General features: G+C 69.0%; 1 protein-coding gene. It reads left to right on the forward strand.

The window, feature by feature from the left end; all coding sequences use genetic code 11:
• Positions 1–549 (forward strand): HAMP domain-containing protein (locus V9U70_RS00190; protein WP_336672328.1); only part of this gene is annotated, 549 nt, incomplete at both ends.

The following is a 549-nucleotide window of genomic DNA, read 5'->3' on the forward strand; positions in this document are numbered from 1 at the left end:
AGCTGAAGAACACCGTCAACACGATGGTGGACCAGCTCCAGTCCTTCGGCTCAGAGGTGACCCGGGTGGCGCGGGAGGTCGGCGTCGAGGGCCGGCTCGGCGGCCAGGCGGAGGTGCCGGGGGCCGCCGGGACGTGGAAGGACCTCACCGATTCGGTGAACACCGCGTTCCGCAACCTGACCGGTCAGGTCAGGGACATCGCCCAGGTGACGACGGCGGTCGCCAACGGCGACCTCTCCCAGAAGGTCACGGTGGACGTGGCCGGGGAGATGCTGGAGCTGAAGAACACCGTCAACACGATGGTGGCGCAGTTGTCCAGCTTCGCCGACCAGGTGACGCGGATGGCCCGGGACGTGGGCACCGAGGGCCGTCTCGGCGGTCAGGCGCGCGTGGACGGCGTCTCGGGTACGTGGAAGGAGCTGACGGACTCCGTCAACTTCATGGCGGGGAACCTGACCTCCCAGGTGCGGCAGATCGCGCAGGTGACCACGGCGGTGGCGCGCGGTGACCTGTCGCAGAAGATCGACGTGGACGCGCGCGGCGAGATCC

The sequence above is a fragment of the Streptomyces pratensis genome, from assembly GCF_037137275.1.
Lineage (GTDB): Bacteria > Actinomycetota > Actinomycetes > Streptomycetales > Streptomycetaceae > Streptomyces > Streptomyces pratensis_B.